The sequence below is a fragment of the Paenibacillus sp. FSL M7-1046 genome (assembly GCF_038007405.1).
Lineage (GTDB): Bacteria > Bacillota > Bacilli > Paenibacillales > Paenibacillaceae > Paenibacillus_AQ.
The window spans coordinates 2,555,938-2,578,375 of record NZ_JBBOXB010000001.1; the positions used below are offsets into that span (position 1 = coordinate 2,555,938).

Annotated in this window: 24 protein-coding genes; 17 read left to right on the forward strand and 7 right to left on the reverse strand. The window is 49.8% G+C overall.

Features of this window, described 5'->3' with window-relative positions:
* Positions 1 to 178 precede the first annotated feature (178 nt).
* From NYE29_RS11160 to NYE29_RS11200, 9 genes are all read left to right on the forward strand, one after another.
* Positions 179 to 1,075, forward strand: coding sequence for an ABC transporter ATP-binding protein (locus NYE29_RS11160; RefSeq protein ID WP_076113550.1), 897 nt, complete (start codon positions 179 to 181; stop codon positions 1,073 to 1,075).
* Positions 1,072 to 2,307: an ABC transporter permease gene (locus tag NYE29_RS11165; RefSeq protein WP_340895997.1), complete on the forward strand. Its 1,236-nt coding sequence runs from the start codon at positions 1,072 to 1,074 to the stop codon at positions 2,305 to 2,307. The genes NYE29_RS11160 and NYE29_RS11165 overlap by 4 nt, the downstream gene beginning before the upstream one ends.
* Positions 2,308 to 2,320: 13 nt before the next feature.
* Positions 2,321 to 3,163, forward strand: a complete 843-nt coding sequence (locus NYE29_RS11170; protein ID WP_083675879.1) for an SDR family NAD(P)-dependent oxidoreductase — start codon at positions 2,321 to 2,323, stop codon at positions 3,161 to 3,163.
* 96 nt (positions 3,164 to 3,259) lie between these two features.
* Positions 3,260 to 3,997: a hypothetical protein gene (locus NYE29_RS11175; protein WP_340895998.1), complete on the forward strand. Its 738-nt coding sequence runs from the start codon at positions 3,260 to 3,262 to the stop codon at positions 3,995 to 3,997.
* Positions 3,998 to 4,198, forward strand: a complete 201-nt coding sequence (locus tag NYE29_RS11180) for a DUF4177 domain-containing protein (protein ID WP_038597970.1) — start codon at positions 3,998 to 4,000, stop codon at positions 4,196 to 4,198. It abuts the gene before it with no gap.
* Positions 4,199 to 4,446: 248 nt separating this feature from the next.
* Complete coding sequence (locus NYE29_RS11185; protein WP_340896000.1) at positions 4,447 to 5,364, forward strand: polyprenyl synthetase family protein; 918 nt, start codon at positions 4,447 to 4,449, stop codon at positions 5,362 to 5,364.
* 178 nt (positions 5,365 to 5,542) lie between these two features.
* Positions 5,543 to 5,716, forward strand: a complete 174-nt coding sequence (comX, locus tag NYE29_RS11190) for a competence pheromone ComX (RefSeq protein WP_340896002.1) — start codon at positions 5,543 to 5,545, stop codon at positions 5,714 to 5,716.
* A 26-nt stretch (positions 5,717 to 5,742) separates the two neighbouring features.
* Positions 5,743 to 8,118 carry a sensor histidine kinase gene (locus tag NYE29_RS11195; protein ID WP_340896003.1) on the forward strand — a complete coding sequence of 792 codons (2,376 nt, stop codon included), beginning with the start codon at positions 5,743 to 5,745 and terminating at the stop codon, positions 8,116 to 8,118.
* Positions 8,096 to 8,755 (forward strand): response regulator transcription factor, encoded by a 660-nt coding sequence (locus NYE29_RS11200; RefSeq protein ID WP_076113545.1) that lies wholly within the window; start codon positions 8,096 to 8,098, stop codon positions 8,753 to 8,755. Before NYE29_RS11195 ends, NYE29_RS11200 begins: the two co-directional genes overlap by 23 nt.
* A gap of 5 nt (positions 8,756 to 8,760) precedes the next feature.
* Here NYE29_RS11200 and NYE29_RS11205 read toward each other — a convergent pair whose 3' ends face one another.
* A complete protein-coding gene (locus NYE29_RS11205) occupies positions 8,761 to 9,216 on the reverse strand; it encodes a VOC family protein (protein ID WP_076113544.1) in 456 nt (151 codons plus the stop codon).
* 273 nt (positions 9,217 to 9,489) lie between these two features.
* Between NYE29_RS11205 and NYE29_RS11210 the strand changes: the two genes are divergently transcribed.
* The 3 genes from NYE29_RS11210 to NYE29_RS11220 all read left to right on the forward strand — a co-directional run bounded on the left by NYE29_RS11210 (position 9,490) and on the right by NYE29_RS11220 (position 11,639).
* Entirely contained in the window at positions 9,490 to 10,002 is a 513-nt protein-coding gene (locus NYE29_RS11210) for a GrpB family protein (RefSeq protein WP_340896004.1), read from the forward strand.
* A gap of 106 nt (positions 10,003 to 10,108) precedes the next feature.
* Positions 10,109 to 10,543 carry an Lrp/AsnC family transcriptional regulator gene (locus NYE29_RS11215; RefSeq protein WP_076113542.1) on the forward strand — a complete coding sequence of 145 codons (435 nt, stop codon included), beginning with the start codon at positions 10,109 to 10,111 and terminating at the stop codon, positions 10,541 to 10,543.
* Positions 10,544 to 11,267: 724 nt separating this feature from the next.
* On the forward strand, positions 11,268 to 11,639 hold the full coding sequence (locus tag NYE29_RS11220; RefSeq protein WP_340896005.1) for a RidA family protein: 372 nt from the start codon (positions 11,268 to 11,270) through the stop codon (positions 11,637 to 11,639).
* 66 nt (positions 11,640 to 11,705) lie between these two features.
* On the opposite strand, the gene tlp is transcribed toward NYE29_RS11220, so the two are convergent.
* The 3 genes from tlp to NYE29_RS11235 all read right to left on the reverse strand — a co-directional run bounded on the left by tlp (position 11,706) and on the right by NYE29_RS11235 (position 14,038).
* On the reverse strand, positions 11,706 to 11,930 hold the full coding sequence (gene tlp, locus NYE29_RS11225; RefSeq protein WP_038597959.1) for a small acid-soluble spore protein Tlp: 225 nt from the start codon (positions 11,928 to 11,930) through the stop codon (positions 11,706 to 11,708).
* Positions 11,931 to 12,068: 138 nt separating this feature from the next.
* A complete protein-coding gene (locus tag NYE29_RS11230; RefSeq protein WP_340896006.1) occupies positions 12,069 to 13,361 on the reverse strand; it encodes a sensor histidine kinase in 1,293 nt (430 codons plus the stop codon).
* Positions 13,361 to 14,038: a response regulator transcription factor gene (locus NYE29_RS11235; RefSeq protein WP_076113538.1), complete on the reverse strand. Its 678-nt coding sequence runs from the start codon at positions 14,036 to 14,038 to the stop codon at positions 13,361 to 13,363. The genes NYE29_RS11230 and NYE29_RS11235 overlap by 1 nt, the downstream gene beginning before the upstream one ends.
* A gap of 254 nt (positions 14,039 to 14,292) precedes the next feature.
* Here NYE29_RS11235 and NYE29_RS11240 point away from each other — a divergent pair, with 254 nt between their 5' ends.
* The 3 genes from NYE29_RS11240 to NYE29_RS11250 are packed head-to-tail and all read left to right on the forward strand — an operon-like array spanning position 14,293 to position 17,900.
* On the forward strand, positions 14,293 to 15,036 hold the full coding sequence (locus NYE29_RS11240; RefSeq protein WP_076113537.1) for a polyphosphate polymerase domain-containing protein: 744 nt from the start codon (positions 14,293 to 14,295) through the stop codon (positions 15,034 to 15,036).
* Positions 15,029 to 15,712, forward strand: coding sequence for a DUF4956 domain-containing protein (locus tag NYE29_RS11245; protein ID WP_076113536.1), 684 nt, complete (start codon positions 15,029 to 15,031; stop codon positions 15,710 to 15,712). The genes NYE29_RS11240 and NYE29_RS11245 overlap by 8 nt, the downstream gene beginning before the upstream one ends.
* Positions 15,713 to 15,716: 4 nt before the next feature.
* The gene (locus NYE29_RS11250) at positions 15,717 to 17,900 is read left to right on the forward strand and encodes a carbohydrate-binding domain-containing protein (protein ID WP_340896009.1); all 2,184 of its coding nucleotides are present in this window, start codon (positions 15,717 to 15,719) and stop codon (positions 17,898 to 17,900) included.
* Between the two features lie 68 nt (positions 17,901 to 17,968).
* On the opposite strand, the gene NYE29_RS11255 is transcribed toward NYE29_RS11250, so the two are convergent.
* A complete protein-coding gene (locus NYE29_RS11255) occupies positions 17,969 to 18,883 on the reverse strand; it encodes a phosphatidate cytidylyltransferase (RefSeq protein ID WP_038601130.1) in 915 nt (304 codons plus the stop codon).
* 96 nt (positions 18,884 to 18,979) lie between these two features.
* On the opposite strand from NYE29_RS11255, the gene NYE29_RS11260 reads away from it, so the two are divergent.
* A complete protein-coding gene (locus tag NYE29_RS11260) occupies positions 18,980 to 19,522 on the forward strand; it encodes a hypothetical protein (protein WP_076113534.1) in 543 nt (180 codons plus the stop codon).
* 35 nt (positions 19,523 to 19,557) lie between these two features.
* On the opposite strand, the gene NYE29_RS11265 is transcribed toward NYE29_RS11260, so the two are convergent.
* Both NYE29_RS11265 and NYE29_RS11270 read right to left on the reverse strand, forming a co-directional pair.
* On the reverse strand, positions 19,558 to 20,454 hold the full coding sequence (locus NYE29_RS11265) for a diacylglycerol/lipid kinase family protein (protein WP_076113533.1): 897 nt from the start codon (positions 20,452 to 20,454) through the stop codon (positions 19,558 to 19,560).
* A 101-nt stretch (positions 20,455 to 20,555) separates the two neighbouring features.
* A complete protein-coding gene (locus NYE29_RS11270; RefSeq protein WP_076113532.1) occupies positions 20,556 to 21,416 on the reverse strand; it encodes an alpha/beta fold hydrolase in 861 nt (286 codons plus the stop codon).
* A gap of 225 nt (positions 21,417 to 21,641) precedes the next feature.
* Between NYE29_RS11270 and NYE29_RS11275 the strand changes: the two genes are divergently transcribed.
* On the forward strand, positions 21,642 to 22,400 hold the full coding sequence (locus tag NYE29_RS11275; protein ID WP_076113531.1) for a MerR family transcriptional regulator: 759 nt from the start codon (positions 21,642 to 21,644) through the stop codon (positions 22,398 to 22,400).
* The last annotated feature ends 38 nt before the right edge of the window (positions 22,401 to 22,438 follow it).

Sequence of the window (22,438 nt, forward strand, 5' to 3'; positions counted from 1 at the left end):
ATCTTGCCACCTCACCTGCCTACAGCCCTATGGCTGTAGGCTTTCATAAATCCGAAAATAACAGTTTCTTAGTTATACATATATGGACTAACAAATATAGAGACGGGCCTGCCGGAAATCGGATATGTTCTGCTCTGCCACTTAACCCGAATTAAATTGATGTAATGGAGGAAACAGCATGGGACTACAGATTAATGGATTAATGAAGCAATATGGGAACAACCGGGTCATTCACGATATTACCCTTGAGGCACCTACCGGCAAGGCTTTCGGACTTCTGGGAGGGAACGGGGCAGGTAAAACAACGACCATCCGTTCCATCCTCGGATTAGTGGATTATAATGCGGGAAGCATTCTGTGGGAAGGGAAACCGATCCTGGAGAACCGTCCGAGCATTGGATATTTGCCGGAGGAACGGGGCCTCTATCCTAAGGAAAAGGTTAGTGAACAGCTGGTTTATTTCGCCAGACTGGAGGGCATGTCACGGCTGGCGGCTATAAAGGCCATGAAGCATTGGCTGGAGCGGCTCGGGGTCACAGAACATGAACATAGACGCGTAGAGCAGCTGTCCAAAGGGAACCAGCAGAAGGTGCAGATTATCTCTGCCCTTCTGCATGACCCCGAGCTGATCATTCTCGATGAACCATTCAGCGGCCTCGATCCCATTAACTCGGATATGCTTGCGACGATCGTGAAGGAGCAGTTGTCGCTGGGAAAGACCATGATTTTCTCCAGCCATCAGATGGGGCATGTAGAACAGTTCTGCGAGGATATATGCATTCTTAAGCGTGGAAGAATGATAGTATCGGGCAGCATAGCAGACATTAAACGCTCCTATGAGCGCTGCAACGTGCTGCTGCGAAGTGATGAAGATCTCAGCCGGCATCTGGTGGCAACACATCTTCAGCCGCTTACCGCAGATGCAAAGGAATGGCAGATGAAGGTGCGGGATGAGGATGAGGCCAATGAGCTATTGCTGCGCTTGACCCAGATGGGCATCCGGCTGCTGAAATTCGAGATTAAAGAGCCAACACTGCATGAGATATTCGTAGAAAAGGTAGGTGAAGTGTCATGAGGAATTTTGGTCTGGTATTTGCTTACTCCTTCAAGGAACGCTTACGTTCCAAGGCCTTTACCTATTTGACACTGATTATGATTGTGGCCATGGCTGCACTTGTACTGGTTCCAAAATTAACTCAGGATGACGGGAATTCCGCGAAGGGCGAAATTGATGTGCTGGATAGGACAGGTGCCATCCCGAACGCAGATAGTTTCAAGGAGAACGTATCAGCTTCCTATGACTGGCGGATGATCACCGAGAATGAAAGGGCTAGTGAGCTGAAGCGTCTGGAGGAGAAGGAATCACTTCTTGGGATTGTTCAGATTGAGAATCAAGGCAGCCAGCCGGTTCTTTCCTTAACCGTAAACAAGGCGGATGATGCTCCTTATATCCGCGAACTGAACAGCTACGTTCAGAATCAGTATACGATGTTTCAAATTCACCAACTGGGCCTGGGACAGGAGCAGCAGGAGCAGCTGACCTCAGCGGTTCAGATGCAAGTACAGGAGATGGAGGCCGGAAGCAAATCCTTAACTACCACGTATTGGCCGGTCTATATGGTGACGTTCATGCTGTATCTTCTAATTTACATGTTCGGAAGCAATGTAGCAGTATCTGTATCCGTAGAGAAGGGCTCCCGGGTCAAGGAGATCCTGATTACGAAGGTTAAGCCGGTACAGCTTCTTTTCGGCAAGGTGTTTGGCGTCGGCCTGGCAGGGATTCTGCAGTTTGCCATTATTGTTGGTGCGGTTTACCTGATCCTGACGGTGTCGGGTACAGGCGGGGTGCTGGAGCTGTTCGGCATGCCAGTGGATTTCTCCATTCTGGGCGGAACCACAATTATGCTGTTAACTCTCTTTTTCATTCTCGGTTATTTCTTCTTTGCTGCCTTGTTCGCGGCAACTGGATCGATGGTTAGCCGCAGCGAGGAAATCAACCAGGTGACGCTGCCCATCTCGATTTTGCTTATGGCAGGACTCATTGTTGCTATGCTAGCTATGCTGAACCCTGACGGTACACTGGCGGTGGTAGGCTCATACATTCCTTTTTTTACCCCGTTCGTTATGTTCGCAAGAATTGGCGCCTCAGATCTGACAGTCTTGGAGATTGTAATTCCGACGCTGATCCTGTTCGTATCTACTCTGGCTGCTTGCTGGCTGTCGGCGAAGATTTATCAGGTGGGTGTCCTCCTGTATGGACAGAAGCTGAATCCTAAACTGCTCTACAAAGCTATAAAGGCCTTATAGAGGGGGGGATGAGATGATGGGAAATGCAATGAAACCGGAGAAGCTGAAACCCGGCAAGGCACAGTGGAAAGAACGTCCGATCCGTGCCGTTGAAGGCAAGAAGCTGCTTGGACAATGGGCAATGGTGACCGGTGCCGGAAGCGGGATAGGAGCGGAAATCGCTGAGCATTTTGCAGAGTCCGGCGCTTCTATAGTGCTCACGGAGCTGCCCGAATCTCTGGAGAATGCCGAGATTGAGGCTGAACGGCTCCAGCGGTTGTACGGTGTTGAGGTGCTGTGCAAGCCCCTTGACCTGCGCAGCGTGGAGGACATCGAGCGGTGTGTGCGTTCTATCGAAGAACAGGTGGAGAGCATCGATATTCTGATCAACAATGCAGGCGTGAACCTGCTGTCGCCTGCGCTGAGTCTGAGCGAAGAGCAATGGGATTTCGTCGTAGATATTAATCTCAAGGGCACGTTCTTCCTGACCAGAGAGGTCGCGAAGACGATGGTCCGCCATAAGCGGGGCTCCATCATCATGATTGCTTCCCATGACGGCGTAGTAGGCAGTGAGAACCATGCGCCCTACAGCGCCAGCAAGGCAGGCCTGATTCATCTAACACGTTCCCTGGCTGCTGAATGGGCGAAACACGGGATTAGAGTCAATGCGGTATCCCCAACCTTTGTCATTACCGATGCCAATGAGCAGGTGATGGATGATCCTCAGTTCCGGCGTACGAACCTGCCGCGTATTCCGCTTCGCAAGTTTGCGGTACCGGAGGATATTGCGAATTCAGTACTGTTTCTCGCCACAGATTCCGCAAGTATGATCACCGGGCACAATCTGGTGGTCGATGGCGGTTGGACCGTAGTTTAATCTGTGGTTATCCTGGACGCTCGTCAGCGCCTGATCTCTACTCCATCCTTTTCAATCAGACTCCAGGACCAAATCTATTACAAGGATGTGTTAAGAATGCAGGTTAAATCTATGGATTGGCGGTCGGAGCATGAACTTGAGGAAGAGCAGATGGCGCTGAAGTATCATTCCAATTCCAATGTGAATCCGCAGCTTGAGGTGTTGACCCGCTCGCGGATGAAAATGCTGAATCAACTGTTTGCCCAGAGGAATGTTGAGGTGAAGCCCGCAAAATGTTATTTCTCTTCCCCTTCCTTCGGACTGCGGAAGAGTGAGCTGGCAGAGCATCCGTTCATGATGAAGTTGCTTGTCCATCTGCAGGAGCTTCAGGTCCAGTCCAGACCGTTTCTGGATTATGAACCCTTAAGGGAGCTGGGCGGGGCCAAGCTGGACGGTCCGGAGCTGTATATCTTTTCGAGAAGCCCGGTATCCGGCAGGCATGAGCTGTTCTACTGCAATCCGGCAAAAATGGTGGTTCAGCGAGTGAAGGAGACAGACCCCGGCATTTGGAACCAGCTGTTCCATTCCGATCTGATCCAGGGAACGGCGGAGGCAGCCGTATTTGTAACGGCCAACATCCAAAGCTCTATGAAGTTGTTCGGAGAACGGGGGTACCGGCTCAGCTTGCTGGAAGGCGGGCGGCTAACAGAGCGTTTATCACAGTGCACCCATAAATTCGGATGGAAGTTCCAGCCGGTTGCCACTTTTTATGACCGGGCCGTTCAGGAGCTGCTGGAAATAGACGGGCATTCTGAAGTGGTGCTTTCCTGTATGATTCTAGAGGAGGTGCAATAGATGTACCAATACAAATTTGTCAAAGTCGATTTAAAGGGAATCCTGCAAAGCAAGCCTGAGGAGGATTATCACGAACTTATTCATGAGCATGCCCGTGAGGGGTGGAGGCTGTTTCAAATTTTTGCTCCGAACACCTATGGCTTTGGAACTGCCGCCTTTTTGGAATTGATTTTTGAACGTTCGATCACTGACTATCACTGAAGCTTTGAGGTATATTCCTGAACCGGTAATCCGGTTTACGGGCTTGCCGATAATGGCTGGTTCTTATTGTTCGACAGCGGAATTAGAGCGATGTTGACAAGAATACCCCATGTTATACCACTCAGAAGAAGGAAATACTAAGAGAATATAGAATACCCTTCTATTAGAGGAATCTGCTTGACGCGCGGCAACTTTGGCGTACCCCGTGATGCGTTTAGGAGACCGAAATTGATTGGGGGCTTCTGAGGATGGATGGCTGTGCAGAAATGATAGAGCTGGAAATCAGAGCGGGATTGCGGTCGTTTTTTACCGTGCCGCATTTATTGGAGCAAGGAACAGCCTGTGTAGAAGAGAAACTGCGGGAATCACTGCTGTTCAGCAGAATGACAGTGCTTCATTACCGGGCGTTTGGCGGAAGCGGTAAGGCGATTTACCGGGCCGCCGCCGCTGTAGAGCTGATGATCCTGAGCCTGGATATCATTGATGATCTGCAGGACAAGGATAACAAAGAAACGGTATGGAGCCGGATGAGTCCGGAAATCGCCCTGAATATTGCCCTTGGGCTGTTGACGCTTTCCCAGCAGATGCTGTTGACCAGCGATTTCCCGGAGGAGCGGGCAAGCGGTGCCGCGCGGCTGATGAATGAGCAGGTGCTCTCTGCCATTAATGGCCAAACAACAGATCTGCTGAACGATATTGAGAGCGAAGAGGAATACATAGAGATGGTAAGGCAGAAATCTGCCGGTCTGCTTGTGGCCGCCTGTATGATTGGAACACTGCTGGCAACCGGCGAAATCCATGAAGAGGTAAGGAAGTATGCGGAGGAGCTCGGAATAGCAGCTCAAATGAAAAATGATATCCGTGACCTGCTGAACTGGGACAACAAAAATGATTTCTGGAACCGCAAAAAGACACTGCCGACACTGTATCTGCTTCAGTCCATCCCGGAGGGGGAGGGCTGGATCACCGATTATTTTGAGGCACGCCTGGAATTGGAGGAGGTGGCCCACCGCAAAGAAGAGATTGAGCGTATTATCGAGCAATCGGGAACGTTCCTGTATTCTTCTATCCGAATGAGAACTCACTATTATAATTATCTGGATTTAGTAGGCAAGCTTGGGCTTGCCCCCGTCTGGCAGGAACAGATGCTTGCGATGGCAGACTGAGCCAGAGGGTACCGTAAAGCCCGCTACAAACCGCCACAAACCACCGCAAAAGCCCGCAATCACCCCGCAATTACATTTGCGGAAAGTACTAGTGTGGTTGTCGTTTCCAGTTGGGACAACACCTGATATATTGAATTCAAGAGGAAGATCTCTTATAAACCGATTGGGGGAATGTTAAATGTTGAAGGAAATGGTTCAAAAGTTGATGGCAGATCCAAGTGCTTGGACCCGTGTACAGACTGGACAACTTCAATTGGCGGGAATGAGTGAAACTGAACATAGAGCATTTATTGACGTGCTGAGCAGCAAAGAGGGCAAAGCTGAACCCCGCATGGCATTTTATTGGAGCTAATCTAGCCTTATTTGGAGGAAACCGGATTGTCGAGAAGAATGAACGTTGCCGCTTTCTCAGTCATTGTCATTATCCTTGCCGTCTATCTATCTCAGAGCATACTACAGCAGAGAATGATTGGGACCGATATCGAAAAGGATGGTCAGGGACGTTACGTGGCAGTAGATACAACTGCTGGTTACTGGGGATATGGAAAGATTCTTCCAGGCGATATTATAGAAGAGATAGATGGAAGCTCCGCCTCTTCATTTCATTCAGTTAAGCGATTTGATGTAATAGAAGGGGCTTCCACCATCACTCTGAACCGGAATCAGCCTAATGGCGTTCAGGAGAGAATCACGCTTGTAGTAGCGAAAGGAATTGGATCTGAGAATCTGCTGCTGGAATTTATTTTGCCGTTATGCTCCTTGCTGTTATTCGCCGGATTCTCACTGTTTGTTTACAAGCGCAAGAAAGAAGACAAGGCAGCTATATATCTGATCCTGTTTTTCTTATCGACGGGTTTTGCCTATTTCAGCGCGGCTTCTTCGGGGAGAACTGACAGCTTGGGCAACATAATCTTTACTGCCTCCTTCTCGTTGGTCCCGGTATTTTTCCTGCAATTTCTCAACCGGTATTTGAAACAGTATCAGGAGCCTTTGGTTCCCAAAAGCGTATTTATTGGCTTTTATTGTATTACAGGTGCGATTATCCTTGTGCAGATCATCACAATATTAACGGGATATAACTTGCTTTTCTTCTTAGTAGCACGGCCTTCGTTACCTTTTTTTATCCTTACAAATCTCTACACTATTTATAAATTGATTCAGAAATTTGTGGTACACCGCCGGGATTCGCTGCGAAATTTATTTAAGCTGACCTTGCTGGGTCATTTGCTTGGATTTATGCCGTTTATCCTGTTATTTGGCGTGCCGAGATTATTTGGTATAACCCTGCTTACTCCGCAGGTGGCCTCGATTTTTCTATTGGCAATTCCCGTAGTGTACTTGTATATGTTCACTACAAGACAGCTGTTTGATATTGACTTTGTTCTGAGCCGTTTTCTTTACCATATTATTATTGCGTTTATCCCAACTTCGCTAATTACCACCTTCGGGATTCTGATTACCCAGCAGCACAATTATACGTGGGTTCGATGGGTACAGTTATTTCTGATGGTGTATTTTATTGTTACGATCCTGTTATTCAGCAAGGAGTATGCCGATTTTCGGTTCAGACCAAGTTTTAACAAGAACCTGTACAGCTTCCAGGGAAGCCTGGACCGGTTCTCTACCCGTATCTCACGGGTGATGAAGCGGGCCGACCTGGAGCGGTTGCTGGTACAGGAGGTCCTCTCCATATTACTGGTCAAGAAAGTGGCCTTTCTGGAGGTGAACCGGGAATCGGGTCCCCGGGGAAGCTCGAAGCCAGATTCAGGTGAGGTGCCTATCTCCGTAATTTCTGCCCTCCGGGATGCTGCTCATAAACTGGCCGTTGGAGAGACTGTGGCCGTTCCTTCAGGATTATGCGTTGTTATGGGGCAGAAAGGCTCTACCTTTCACGTCCTCTGGCTGGCGGATAAGGAGAACCGCACCAAATATAATCTGGATGAATTGAGCTGGCTGAAAACCTTGGCTAATTACAGTGCCATCGTGTACGAGAATCTATATCTGATCGAAAATTTGATTGAAGATCTTGAACAGGAATTTCAGAAGCAAAAGGGAGCTTCACCGTGGGTGATGCGTCTGATCTTTAATCTCTCGGAGACGGAACGGCGCAGGCTGGCTTCCGACCTGCATGATTCGGCGCTGCAGGATCAGCTGATCTGGTACCGCAAGCTGGAAACGGTCATGCTCGACCATCAGATGCCGGAGGATATCTATCACGAGCTTGAGACTGTACGGGAAGGTCTGCTGGATGTTATCCACCAGATTCGCGAGACCTGCAATGAGATGAGACCGCCGCTGCTTAAGGAAATGGGGATTGTCGAAGCACTCGGGCAATTGTTCGAGCAGGCTCAGATCCGTTCGAATTATGTGATCAATTTCCAGGTGACGGATCATATAACAGAATTAAGCGATGAACAGACATTGGCGCTGTTCCGCATCGTTCAGGAACTGCTGCGCAACGCCAATAAGCATGCCAAAGCTACAGTGGTTGAGATCGGAATTGAGCAACGGGATTCGATCCGGCTGATGTATAAAGATAACGGGGTTGGAATGGAATTGGGTGAATTGAATGATTCCTACCAGCATATGGGTCTGTCAGGCATTAAGGAGAGAGTGCGCAGTCTGGAGGGCGAAATCTTCTTCCAATCGGTAGTGGGTGAAGGACTTGAGGTCTGCATCACGCTGCCGCTGGAGTCAGCAAGTATGACAAGAGAGGGTGGGGACGATTTAGATGATAAAAATCTTGCTGGTTGATGACCATCCTTCCGTGGGTGAAGGAACCAAAAATATGATTGAGCAGGATCCGGAGATGAAAGTCACGGTGATTCTCTCAGCGATGGAGGCACTGGAGCTGGTCAAGTCGGAGAGCTTCGATGTCATGCTGTTTGATCTGAATATGCCGGTGATCAGCGGTCTTGAGCTGACCAAGCGGATGATGAGCGTCCAGCCCGAGAGCCGGGTGTTAATCTATACAGGGTATGAGATCAGCCCCAACTTCAACTTGCTGATTGACTCCGGCGTATCCGGCTTCGTGAGCAAGACGGTTACCCGCGAGCAGCTCCTTAACGCGATCCGCTGCGTTCTCCGGGATGAAGCAATCATCCCGGTCTCCCTGCTGCGGCAGCTGCGGCGCAGGGATATCCGTCTTAATGAGTCCAAGGAAGAGAAAATGCTGGAGGAAGTATCCATCAATGAACGGGAGCAGGAGATACTGCAGGAAGTGTCCAACGGGAACAGCAACAAGGATATCGCTTCCAAGATGCTGATGAGCCAGCGGACGGTAGAATATAACCTGACGCGTATCTTTGAGAAGCTGGGCGTCCGTTCCCGCGCCGAGGCGGTAGTAGAGGCCCGGCGGCTGAAGCTGATCAATTTTAATGATTTTATGTAAGGAGATCATCCCTCAGCGGAACGAGTCCAATCCACCTCTTCAATGAATTCGATGATCTCCCCGTTTGGGCTGTGAACGAGCGCGTTTCGCACAATGAGCGGCGGTTCACCGAGCGACAATTGGTCGGGCTCTATACAGGCCTTTGCTCCATGAGCAAGGGCTTTTTGATATGTTTCCCGGGCATTGTCGACATAGAAGGCCAGATGCAGCAGCGCACCGTGAGCAACATCCTCTTCACGCTTCGCTTTTTTTCCTTGAGCCGCAATCACTGCTTCATCGTCAAAAAGCTCAATGCAGGTTCTTTGATCCGGTGAGAGCAGCATGCAAGCCTCGTTGATCTTGAAAGCAGGCAGACTCCAATGATGCGCCACCTTGAATTCTAACACTTCTGTATAAAAAGCAAGTGTTGCCTGATAATCCTTGGCTTGGATTGCCACATGGGCAAGGCCTTTAATACTCACGTCTAATCCCCCCCTAACTAAGATGTAATTAATTATAGGGAAAAGAAACATTGAATTACATACGAATAATAAGGGGTTTATAGTAAAATGATTATTTATTATAAGGTTTTTCAGCTGGAAAGCGTTACTTTGTTTGCAAATTTCCATTCAACTCGGTATATACGTATCCACTGCTTTCATACGGTTATTTAAGACTGGCTAATGGATGTTTAGAAAAGTTGTTTTCAAATGATTTGTGCTACAATATACCAAAAAAAGCGGGTGAAATATTGGATGGGAATTGATGAAATTATAAGTGTGCTTCCATACGATGAAAAGTGGAATGAATTATTTCAAAACGAAAAGGCGAATCTTTTGAAGGCCTTCGGAGATGATGTTATTGATATACAGCACTTCGGCAGCACCTCTGTACAAGGAATGATTGCAAAACCGATTATTGATATCTTAATTGGCGTAAACACGCTTAAGTTGAATAGTTCTGTTACTAACAATTTAATAGAACAGGGTTATGAAGGATTCGGAGAAATTGGTGTGGGGAGATTATACTTTCGGAAACGGCAAGAATATGCCTTTAATCTTGCAGTCGTTATTTGGAACGGTGAGCAATGGGTAAATAATCTTCTCATAAGAAATTATTTAAGGGATAATCCAGATGTAGCCAAACATTACTCAGAAAAAAAGCTCAAATCTATAAATAATGGATACACTACATTACTCTCTTATTCGGATGAAAAAGCCGATTTCGTATACAATTTACTCGAACAAGCAAAGAAAAGCTTTGGATAGGACAGACAGAATCGCTTATACTGCGGCGGTTCTGTATTCGTTATTAATAGCAACAATATTTACGGAAACAGCCTATTTTATTAAAACTTGCTCAGGAGGTGCCTATATGGAGTATCCAATGGATGAAACTGATAAACAGATTATGCAGTTGCTGCAGCGCAACGCGCGAATGCCCGTGTCCCAGATCAGTAAAGAAATTTCCATGTCCCAACCCTCCGTAAAAGAAAGGATCATCAAGCTGGAAGAGCGGAACATCATTTCCGGGTATACTGCGGCATTAAATTTAAATAAGCTGAACCGGGGCACGACTACATTCATCCTGCTCAAAACAGAATATTGCCAGGAACTCGTTGATTTTTGCGAACAAGCCTGGGAGGTGACGGACTTGTTCCGCATCAGCGGAGAATACAACTACCTTATCAAAGTGCAGACGGCATCCATCGGCGAACTGGCGGAATTCCAGGACTCCCTGATGAAGCTTGGACCCTCCAAGTCGCATATCAGCCTGAAAAATATTTTGGAAAACCGGATTCTGCTCTAGATCATGTCTTCAAACTGGAAGTGCTCTGGGGAAGCAGGGATTTATAGTATTGAAAGTAGGGTCCCTAAAAGCCCGCAGCGGGTTTGTTTACTCGTAACGGATTCAGGAGGCGCTATAGAGAGTAAAACACCTGTTTATTCTCTTATGCGGACCCAGGTGACCTTATCTGCTCTGCATTCTATCTAAAAACGGCCAGCAGGGAGAAATAACTGCGCTGGAGTCCGGTGTTGTACTGTAACAGGCTAAAATCCCCAAATAAGTGCAACTCGGTCCGTTCGTGCTCAGAGCCAGGAATACACTTTCCGGACGCACACACGCCTTCGGAAAAAGAGCGAAGTCTTTATAACACCGAGACGTAAGCCTCCACCGAAAAAACTACCTAGTGGCGAGACGCCCTAGATCAGCCTCTGAGTAAATATTTCTTTGCTATACAGAATGAACTTGGAAAATAAAAAAAAGGGTGGAAGTGACGGAGGGGAAGTTTGGATACTTACGGAGCGATAGCGTCCGCCTTTGTCTGTGGATTTCAACCGCAAACAGCGGAATAAAATCAAGAAATCTGCAGACAACAGCGGCCGGAAGTCCAAACATTCTCCGCAGTTACGACAATAACCCAAACCAGAAAGATATTAAGTTCAAACTATATAGTTGCGATCTGCGACAATCTGTTGTCCGATATCACCCTATATAATCGGTGTATCTTGTATAGGGAGATGGTAATTAGATGAGCGAAATCGTTAGACTTGATGTAAATGAAGAGTATGCCTATTCGGGCATTGTTGAGGCGGGGGATTTTATCTTTCTCAGCTTCTGTGTCGGCAATGTGGGCGGTTCGCCAGCGGAGCAGGTTGAAGGGGCACTGAATGATATGAGCCGGAGATTGCAGCAGGTGAATTTGCAACTGGATGCTGTCGTAAAGGTGGATATCCTGCTTAGAGATGTATGGGATATTCCGGTCATGGAAGAGGTGTTCAAACGCAGGTTCAAAGGTAAATACCCGGCCAGAAAAACCATTTCCACCGAGTTTGCCCATGTGGGGGGTCCGGATGGACTCAAGGTGCAGATAGACGCAGTGGCCTATAACCCCCGCAAATAGTAAAATATCGACGTACAAACGGCGGTCCAGCCCGGGGTAAACCGGGTGGGCCGCCGTTGCGGTCAACTACTCCTGGGAATGAGCTGCCTCGTCCTTAACTTCCGCGCGGAAGCCCCGGATGCTTTCCTTGCGCCGTTCATTCTTTTCTTCAATCTGGTTCCGTTCTTCACTGCTGATTTCCGAAGCAAACTCGTTTAAGTAGCCTTCGGCTTCTTCAAGGTTCTGCTCTGTATTCTGAATGCTCTGCTGTAAATGCTCTACATTGTCTGCACGGTTATCCGGTTTTGCCATAGGTTGATCGCCTCCTGTTATTAACGCGCCCCATAGGAACGCTAACCAGTAGGTTGACCTTTACCGGATGATTTCATGCATGGGAAGCTGAAAAATCGGACCACCGACATAAAGGGATAATCGTAGTCTATGTTTCTTCTAAGACAGCTGGACATAAAATGTAGTGGATTCTCCCATCACACTTCGGGCGTAAATTTTGCCCTTATGCTGCTGCTCGACAATGGATTTGGCAATGGCCAGACCAAGCCCGTAGCCGCCTTGTTTGCGCGCCCGGGAAGTATCGGTGCGGTAGAACCGGTCGAAGATCCGCGGGAGATGCTCCGGGGCGATGCCCTCGCCGGTATTGGTAACGGCCAGCACCACATCATTATGCTGTTTGCGCAAGGATAGGCTCACCTCACCTTTCGGGCCGGTATATTTCACAGCGTTGTCCAGCAGAATCATGACCACTTGCTTGATCTGCTCACTGTTGCCCTGAACGGTCAGATGAGGCTCAATATCATACTCCAGAGCAACGTTCTTCTCGAAGATTACAGCTTCCATCGTCAGAATGATATTCTCGACCGCTTCGCTGATATCAAAAGGGGTATGGATCATGCCCGTCCGCGAATCATCTATTTCCGTTAAATAGAGCAAGTCATTCGTCAGCTTGGCCATCCGCTCTGTCTCCGACTTGATATAGTGCAGCCACTTCGACTGCTGGTCAATCGTGTCCTCCCCATTAGAGAGCAGCACATCGGTATTGGTACTAATGATGGCAAGCGGTGTCTTCAGCTCATGGGAGGCATCGGCGATGAACTGTTTCTGCTTATCAAAGGCTTCTTTGACCGGCTGGATTGAGCGGTTGGCAAAATACCGGCTGGTGAAATAGAGAATAATCAGCATGACCACGCCTACGATAGTAAAGGTATAGTTGAGATTGGTCAGAATCTCCTGCCGGGCGGTGATGTCGAGGAAGACCAGCATATGCCCGTTAGTGGTTGGCTGTATCTCAAAAGTCCAGTCGCTGCCGTCGAGGGTGAAGCGCCCGGTATTTTTGCCTGTGGATACCGCTTCCTGCAGCGCCTGCTGATAGAACTCGTCTTCCATGGTGAATTGTGATTTTGGCGTCCCTGTTTGGTTCCACTGATCATCCGTTTCAATCATGAAGGACACGGAACGTTCCGGCGGGGGATTTCCGCCGCCCATGCTGCCCATGTCCCCGCCATCCGGCAGCGGCATTCCGGTGACAGTCCCGTTATCCCGCGGCCCGTCAGAATTGTTGCCCTTCCGTTTCTGGTACAACTCTACACTCCGGTGCAGCTCCATTTCATTCTTAGCCTGCACATCCAGGTAGGAAATGATGTAGATGGCGGCGAAGGCGGCAAGCATCATCACGGAGATAGTGACCAGATTGACGATCAGGAACCGGTTTCTGAGCTTTTTGAACATCAGGTATTCACCTCTAATACATAGCCGACGTTCCGGATTGTGCTGATGCGTATAGCGGAACCCAGGAACGTGAGCTTTTTGCGCAGAAAAGAGATATAGACCTCCACATTGTTATGCTCCGCCTCGGAATCGAATCCCCACAGCTTCTCAATAATCTGCTCCTTGGAGGTTACGGATTGTTTCCGTATGATCAGCAGCTCCAGCAGCTCGCTTTCCTTAAGGTTCAGCTTCATTTCCTTGCCGTTCACCGTAAGCCGCAGATTGGTCGTATTCAGCTCCAAATCTCCGAACTTCAGCGCATCATCCGGCAGAACCTCGCCTTTGCGCCGCAGCACCGCCCGTATCCGGGCCAGCAATTCCTCTGATGAAAAAGGTTTGGCGATATAGTCATCAGCCCCATAATCGAGCCCAGTTACCATATCCGTAATTTCGCCTTTGGCAGTCAGAAAAATGACAGGTGTAGCCACTTCCTTATTCCGGAGCGCCCTCAGCACGCTGATTCCATCCATCTCCGGCATCATGATGTCGAGCAGCAGCAAATCATAGATCCCGCTTAACGCGTAATCAAGTCCCGATCTGCCGTCATGCACGGCGTCTACCGAATAATTATGTTTCTTCAAGATTTGCGTGACGGCCTCCGCCAGATGCACCTCGTCTTCTACTATTAATATTCTCATAGGGTTAAACATCCTCTGCATAAATTGTGTGCTTGCTGCTTACGCCATTATAACAAGATTACCTTTAGCGAACCTTAATGGAATCTCTTTCTTCATATATAGCAAACGCCGCTATGTACCCTTTTGTTAAGCCTGTGTAAAAAAATCAAACCTGTGTAAAACCATTTAAGCTTCACTAAAGGTTCGGGGACTAAGATACATTCATAAGCAAGCGGGACACACGAAATACTCGAATAAGAAAGGATCTGACCCCCATGGCGATCGAAGTTTTCAACCGATATGAGAACAAGTATTTGTTCGACAATGAAGCCTACCTCCACCTTTACAATGAATTGCTTCAATATATGGAGCCTGACGATTACAACAAGCAGCATGAATATTACTCCATCACCAATCTGTATTATGACACGGCGCACCATACGCTGATCCGCAACAGCCTGGCTAAACCGAAATACAAGGAAAAGCTTAGGTTAAGAGCTTACGGGATACCAAGTGGAGAGACGAAGGTGTATCTGGAGATTAAGAAAAAGGTGTTCGGCCTGGTCAACAAAAGAAGAACTTCGCTGACACTGCACGAGGCATATGATTTTGTCCGCACAGGAGTCGAACCGGAATACAAGGATTACATGAACAAGCAGGTTATTGAGGAAATCAAATACTTCCTGACACGATATGATCTGCAGCCCATGGTGTATCTGTCCTATGACCGCAAAGCGATGTTCTGCAAAAATAACCGCGATCTCCGCATCACGTTCGACACGAATATCCGCAGCCGGCGTTACGATCTCAAGATGGAGCATGGCACTCACGGCGAACCGCTGATGGAACCGGGCCAATGGCTGATGGAAGTGAAGGCGGAAAAAACGATCCCGGTCTGGCTCTCCAAAATGCTCTCTGAGCACCAAATGTACCGCACGAGCTTCTCCAAATACGGCAATGAATATAAAAAAATGCTGAGAAACAGTAAAACAGAAAGTGAGAGTGTCCTGTATGCTTGATAACCTCTTTTCGGCGGCTCTGACGAGTACAGAATTAACGTTCACAAACGCCATTTTAACCATCCTGACCGCTATCGCCCTAGGCGCGATTATTAGTCTGACCTATATGAAAACAAGCCCGACGGGATATTCGCAAAGCTTCACGCTCACGATGGTGCTGTTGCCGGTCATTGTGGCTATCATCATCCTGCTGATCGGCAGCAATGTCGCCAGAGCCTTCAGCTTGGCCGGGGCGTTCTCGATCATCCGCTTCCGAAGCGCGCCAGGTGATCCTAAGGATATCACCTTTGTCCTGTTCACCATGGCCTCCGGCCTTGCCTGCGGCGTAGGCGCATTCGGTTACGCTGCACTATTTACCATTATTCTCTGCATTATTATGTCTATCCTGAACCGCACAGGTTTTGGTGTTAGAAAAACAATGCAAAAAACGCTGAAAGTGACCATTCCCGAGAACCTGGGTTACGAGGAAGCTTTCGCAGAGGTTTTTGCCAAATTCAATGTCGCTTATGAACTGAAAAAGATCCGTACCACTGAGCTTGGCAGCTTATATGAACTGGTCTACGCCGTGACGATTGATGAGCACACGAGCCAGAAGGAACTGCTGGATGCAATCCGCTGCCGCAACGGCAACCTGGATCTGTCACTGACGATGAGCCCGACTCTCACAGAATACTAAAAGAATGAAGGGATTGATTGATATGAATAAATTTATCATGGGAAGTAAAGTAGGGCTGGTGCTGTTGCTCGCTGCTGTAATGTCCGCTTGCGGCACAACCAGTTCCGCAACACAATCGGCCTCGACCCCTGCAACATCAGCAGCCGTAACGACGGCATCCGCGCAGAGCACAACGGCTTCCAGTGTACAGCTGGCAAGTGTCAAGGCAGCGGATCAGGTTACCTTTGACGAAGAAGATACCGCTATAGCATGGAGCGCGGACAGCTCCACCGCGATAGCGCTGAATGGAACGGGCGCAACCGTTAGCGGTTCAGGCGCAGCAGCCTCCGGGGGAATAGTGACCATTACAGCGGCAGGTACTTATGTTGTCAGCGGAACGCTGAATGAAGGGCAAATCATTATTGATGTTCAGGATAAAGGAAGTGTTCATCTGGTGCTGAACGGCGTTACGCTTCACAACAGCAGCAGCGCACCGGTCTACATTAAGGAAGCAGGCAAGGTCATTATGACCCTGCAGGACGGTACGGATAACAAGATTACCGACGGCACGACCTATATCTTGGCTGATGACACTACCGACGAGCCAAGTGCGGCTATCTTCAGCAAGGCAGATCTGACGATTAACGGAACAGGCAAGCTGTCGGTTACCGCCAGCTACAAGGACGGAATCACCAGCAAGGATGACCTGAAGATTGTGTCGGGCACGATTGAAGTGCAGGCAGCCGATGACGGAATTGTCGGCAAAGATCTGATCGCCATTCAAGACGGCACGATTACTATTAATGCCGAGGGTGACGGGATCAAATCCACTAACGATGAGGATGCCGACAAAGGATTCATTGCCATTACGGCCGGAACGTTTGATATTGTGGCCGGCAACGACGGAATCCAGGCCGAGACAACGCTGGTTGCTGATGGAGGGACATTTAACCTTCTGACGGGCGGCGGCAATGCTAACGCCGAAGTGAAGACAGGAGACCAAGGAGGAGGCATGGGAATGGGCGGCGGCCGTGGCGGTATGAGAGGTACTCAGGCTCCCGCAGCCGGTACGGGTTCGGGTCAGGCACCGGCAGATCAGGCAACGGAACCTGCTGCAACCGCTAGAACCGCTGCGACTACTGCAACGACTGCAACGAGTGACACGTCAGCGGCATCCGCTGATACGGCAGCTGCAACAGAAACCGAATCCACGAGCGCTAAAGGGCTGAAAGCCGGAGGAGATCTTACGGTGAACGGCGGAAGCTTCACGATTGATTCCGCCGATGATGCGGTGCACAGTAACAGCAATGTCTCCATCACAGATGGAGAACTCCAGATTGCTGCAGGAGATGACGGTATTCATGCGGACAGCCTGACAAGCCTGTCGGGTGGAACCGTTAATATTACAAAGAGCTATGAAGGAATTGAAGGTGCGAATATCACCATTTCAGGCGGTGAGATTGATGTGACTGCGTCCGATGACGGTGTGAATGTTGCCGGAGGCAATGACGATAATTCTGCGGAAGGAACACAGAGACAGGATCAGTTCACCAGCTCCGGCAACAACCTGCTCACGATTAGCGGAGGCACACTAACCGTTGATGCTGCAGGGGACGGATTGGATTCGAACGGATCGGTCGTGATGACAGGAGGTACTGTGATCACCAATGGTCCAACTGCTGATGGCAATGGCTCTTTGGATTATGACGGAACCTTCGAGATCACCGGCGGTTATCTGGTAGTAGCGGGAAGTGCGGGTATGCTTCAGGCTCCAAGTGATGCATCCAGCCAATACTCGATCGCCATGACGTTCACGGATTCGCAGGAGGCTAGCCAACTGGTTCATCTGCAGGACAGCGACGGCAATACGATTGCTACGTTCGCTCCATCGAAGAGCTACAGATCAGTAGTCATCAGCTCGCCGGATCTTAAAGAAGGCGGGTCGTATACCCTCTCCACCGGCGGAAGCTCGACAGGTACGGCAGTCGATGGCCTGTACACTGACGGCACTTATAGCGGAGGTACCGAAGTGGTATCCTTCGACATCTCCAGCAGCGTAACCTGGTTGAATGAATCCGGAGTAACCACTGCCACGAGCGGTATGGGCGGCGGCATGGGTGGCGGCCGAGGCGGCGGAACGAGACCTGAAGGCGGATTTGGCGGAGGAGGTACTCCACCGGCCGGAGCTGAGGGCGAAGTTCAGCAGTAAAAGCAGGTAGTACAATGCAGCAAGCAGCACGTCTCCGGTCAGCGGAGGCGTGCTGCTTGCTGTTCCCCCTACATGAAATCGAAGAAATATCGGATGACATGGAAGAAGACCGGCGAGGTGTAAGTCAGGCTGTCGACCCGGCTTAAATAGCTTTTTTTGAGCGCATCGAACTTGTCATCATCTCCGATCAGCAAATCCCGTTTCAGCACAGAAACCGTTAAGCTGCCGAAGTAACCGCTGAGACTGATCAGCATGCCGGACAAAAGTCCGAAGGTCGGGTTAAGCGGCGTCAGGTAGGGATAGATCAGATAGGATACCCCTGTTGTTACCACAAATGCGCAGATGAACCCTTCCCAGGTCAGGTTGGGGTTGGCGGTCGGAACCACCTTGTGTTTGCCGAAATAGATCGAGGCCAGATAATGTATGACATCATTAAGCTGGGTTAATACGACCAGGAACAGGACGAGTCCGGCTCCGTATTCCGGGGTGGCAAATTGAAAGTAGGCCAGATGGCTAAGTCCGAACACCATCAGCATAAGTCCCCATTGGGTAGAACTGACGCTGCGCAGAAAGCCGAGCGTGCCTTTGTTGATCAGCCGCGGGAGCGGCAGGAGCAGAAATACATACACGGGAATGAAGACGATAAACATCCCGTACCACTCAATATAAATCCAATAGAACTGCAAAGGAATCGCCAGGTATGCCCAGAGGAACAGCCGGCGGTCGGCTTTTCGGGTCCGGATCATCGAGAAATATTCCTTTAGGGCGAAGAAAGTGAGCGCCATCAGCGACAGCAGCGAGACGACCGGATTGAACAAGGTGGCCAGGCAGAAGATAAGGAGCATGCCCCACCAGGTTTTGATGCGGAAGCCGATGCCGGTATAGTCCTTGTTCTTCTGGAGTCTGCTCACTACAACATAAATTAAATGGATGGCCGAAAGGGCAGCGAAAATAAGCACTAATGTTAATAAGGAGCGGTCTATAGCTATCACCAACTTGTCGCAGGGTAGGATTCCATTAAAGGAATCATATGTTATTATGAAGGAAACTTCCAAACTTGATAAGGGGAAATTTTGTAAATGACAGGTAATCAATCGGTCTTTATCCTGCTTACGAATACCGGCACGTTATTTACGAAGCTCATTCAAGGCTACACGAAAGCGCCGTATAATCACGCCTCGATTGCTTTTGACCGCGGGCTTTCGGAAATGTACAGCTTCGGGAGAAAACATCCAAGCAATCCCCTGAACGGCGGATTTGTGAAGGAGGATATTCAGACAGGCACATTCAGCAAATATCCGAATACAACATGCGTCATCTACGAGCTTCAGGTCACGGACCGCGAGGTGGAGAAAATGAAACGCGTGCTGCACATCTTTATCCGCAGCCAGCAGAAGTATCTATATAATATCCTCGGTGTTATCGGTATTGCGCTGAAGGAGCCGGTCGAATTCAGCAACTCCTACTTTTGCTCACAATTTGTTGCGGAAATTCTGGACCGTTCCGGCATCAAGCTATGGAACAAGCTTCCAGCGCTCGTTACGCCCGATGATTTTCGGCAGAGCGACCGGCTGCAGTTGATTTACGAAGGGAAATTAAACCAGTATAAGCCTGGAGTATGAGGAGGGGGAGAGGGTATTTCCCCTGGGAGTGTCCGCTACTCCTCTTCAGGCACGATTACCTGAACATAACGGGGAAGAGTGCTTAACCGGATCGGCAGAGCCGGGCCCTCTTCGCCATCCACATTGGTCCGGACGGGGGCGGGCGAGCTTACGGTGACATGGCTGGCCGTGAAATAAATGACATCCTTATGATCCTTCAGGTTGCCCAGCAGCAAAGAGATGCTGACTGTAAGCGTATTGAAGATATTGAGGTCTTTGATGATAAAGCAGTGAAGCAGGCCATCGTCAACTTGAGCACCCGGCGCCAGCTTTTCGAATCCGCCTACGGAGTTGGTAAGTGCGGCGACGAACAGCGGAGATTCGCCTTCCCATATCCCGCCATCATACTGGATGGTCAAGGAATGAGCCGGGTTGCCGCTTCCGGCAAGCTCTTTGAAGCCTTCCTTGAAATAGGCAAAGGCTCCCAGCCTTGATTTGTCATCTGACGATACGCCTGACAGCGTTTCGGCGAGTGAACCGGCGGCGACGACGTTTCCGAATAACCGGTCATTTAGGCGGCCGGCATCGACTGGTTGAATCCTGGAGGATGTGAGTGCAGCGATGGCCTGTCCGGGATCCAGGGGAACCTGCAAGGCGCGGGCAAAATCATTGACCGTTCCAAGCGGAACTATACCCAGCCGCGGGCGGTGCTCCTGATCAATCATACCGTTAATGACTTCATGGAGCGTGCCGTCGCCGCCGATGGAAACGACCAGCTCATAACCTTCCCGGCATGCAGTAATGCAGAAGCGTGTAGCGTCGCCTTCTTTTGCCGTCTCATTGACCGTAACCATGTATCCGTTATTCTGTAGAATTTCTTCTGCCTGACTAATATATTCGAGCGCGTCCTCCTTGCCGGAGGAGGGATTAATGATAATCATAGCCTGCTGCATGCACAACATCCTTTCTGTCCAGCTGATATAGGATTCGTTGCATACCTTTACCCGAAAATACCGGCTTTGATCCTACGCTCAAATCATTTATTTCCGCATGGCTACAGCAGCTTGGAGTTAAGCCAGGGAAGCAGGATGGACAGGACGTGTGACGCCTGCATGGCCCCGGTATGGTCGAGCTCCGGCAGCACCGATACCTTCCAGCCCAGCGCTTCGAGTTCTTCACGCTCCCGGAGAAAAGGCCCGGCGATGTCGACCCTCACACCTCCCCAGCGTTCATCATAATCAATAGTATCGGCAGCACCCGCAAAGCACATCCGGGGACAGCTGAGCGCGATTTGCGCGGCACGGTCATCGAATGGCTGCAGTGCCTTATACAACGTGACGAATTGCCGCGTCTGGGCTTCGGTCAGGGTGACTTCCACCGTGGACCAGTCGAAGTCATCCCAGGTTTCGCTCTGGCTCTCCGGCGAAGGGGCCGGATGCTGATGTGAGGCTTGAGACAGCTCATGCGTAGCCTTCGTTACCCGTAGCATCTCCTTGTAGGGTCCGCCGATGGGAGGGAACCCTCCCATGACAAGCGCGGTGATGCGGTCTGTACGAAGAGCCAGCTGCAGTCCGCTAAGCGCCAGCCAAGAGTAGCCGTAATAGGCGAAATGCGGCGCTTGCGCAGCATCGGCAATGGACAGAAAGTCCTTGGCAATGTTGGCGGGTGTCAGCGTATCCGGCTTCGGCTTGCTCTGGACATGCCCTTCATAGTCAAAGGCAATAACCCGGTATTTACCGCTGCTGAGCGCGTCGATCAGTGAACGTCCCAATGCCGGATCGGCCCCCCATTTGAGCATTTTCGCTGCCTGGGGACCTACAACAGGATACGGATTAACCGGCAGCAGCAGGTTCGGTCCTTCACCCGTAATTACGACCTCAATTTCACTTCCATCATGCAATTTTGCTGTAAGCATGATCAGCCCTCCATTTCAGCTATTTGTTACTGCATAATCTATTACACCAACCAATATACAACATTGATGCAAGAGAGAAGCTTTAGCAGAAGGCCCCTTGCCCCCATAGGTTAAATTATTCCCGAAGGCTATCAGAACACTTTAAGGTTATGATTGAAGGTTTGCCATCACAGGAGTGTTTTGCTACTGTTACAATTATCAGGTATGCAGAGAGGTGAACGGCAGATGGTTATTTACAAACCGGCTGAAATTGCCAAGGCGCTTGGCATCAGCACCAGTGCATTAAGACATTACGAGGCTTGGGGCGTGGTTCCGCCACCGGAACGGGCTCCGAACGGCTACCGGTTGTACACCGGGCTGCATATGGCGTATTTCCGTTGTCTTCGGTCCATGGTTCCCGGCTTTGGCTACCCGCTGACCTATGAGGTGCTTCGCCATATTCAGAAAGGGGAGCTGGACACTGCCTTATGGCTGGTAAGCGCCGAGCAGGCCCGGTTGCAGGAAGAGAAAGTCACCGCGGGCAGAACGCTTGCTTTGCTGCAGGATCCCGGACTCCATCCGGTTATGGGCAAAGGAATGAAGCATAAGATGAGCATCGGAGAAGTGGCGGCTATCACGAATGTGCAGACCTCCGCCATCCGGCATTGGGAGAAGGAAGGTCTGCTGTCCCCGGAGAGAAATCCGGAGAACGGCTACCGCCTGTACACTCCGGTACACGCAAGGCAAATCATGCTGATTCGAACGCTTAGAACCACGGTGTATTATTTGGATAAGATGAAAGAGCTGGTGCAAGCCCTGGAGCAGAACAGTGTGGAGAAGCTGAAGGAGGTTACAGTGGAAGCAATGGTCAAAATTGACCGGCGCAACCGTCAGCAATATAACGGAGTGCATAAACTGGTGGAGTTATGTGTAGAGGCCGGATTCATGGACGGGAGCGAGGTTTCGCTCACGCTGACCAGGCCAACTTACAATAAAGATCATTAAGGAATAAATAGAAGCGCCGAAGCCCCAAAGGGTGTCTC